The organism is Bacillus cereus group sp. BfR-BA-01355 (assembly GCF_022663675.1).
Classification (GTDB): Bacteria; Bacillota; Bacilli; order Bacillales; family Bacillaceae_G; genus Bacillus_A; species Bacillus_A thuringiensis_S.
The window spans coordinates 1-630 of sequence record NZ_JAKUFY010000285.1 but is presented as its reverse complement, the minus strand read 5'-3'; the positions used below and the strand labels follow the sequence as shown (position 1 = coordinate 630).

Below are 630 nucleotides of genomic sequence, written 5' to 3'. Positions count from 1 at the left end.
CCAGCGCCTCCACCGAAGCTAGCGCTCCGGTTTCAATGGCTCCCGCCTATCCTGTACAAACTGTACCAAAATTCAATATCAGGCTACAGTAAAGCTCCACGGGGTCTTTCCGTCCTGTCGCGGGTAACCTGCATCTTCACAGGTACTATAATTTCACCGAGTCTCTGGTTGAGACAGTGCCCAAATCGTTACACCTTTCGTGCGGGTCGGAACTTACCCGACAAGGAATTTCGCTACCTTAGGACCGTTATAGTTACGGCCGCCGTTTACTGGGGCTTCAGTTCAGAGCTTCGCTTACGCTAACCCCTCTCCTTAACCTTCCAGCACCGGGCAGGTGTCACCCCCTATACTTCGCCTTACGGCTTCGCAGAGAGCTGTGTTTTTGCTAAACAGTCGCTTGGGCCTATTCACTGCGGCTTTCCGTTAAGAAAGCACCCCTTCTCCCGAAGTTACGGGGTCATTTTGCCGAGTTCCTTAACCAGAGTTCTCTCGCACACCTTAGGATTCTCTCCTCGCCTACCTGTGTCGGTTTGCGGTACAGGCACCTTTTATCTCGCTAGAAGCTTTTCTTGGCAGCGGGGAATCAAAGACTTCGCTCCATAAGGAGCTTCCCCATCACAGCTCAGCCTT

The 630-nt window shown here is 52.5% G+C and carries 1 rRNA gene; it reads right to left on the bottom strand.

Annotated elements, in window-relative coordinates:
* Nucleotides 1-630, bottom strand: a 23S ribosomal RNA gene (locus tag MR167_RS31630); the annotation flags it as partial.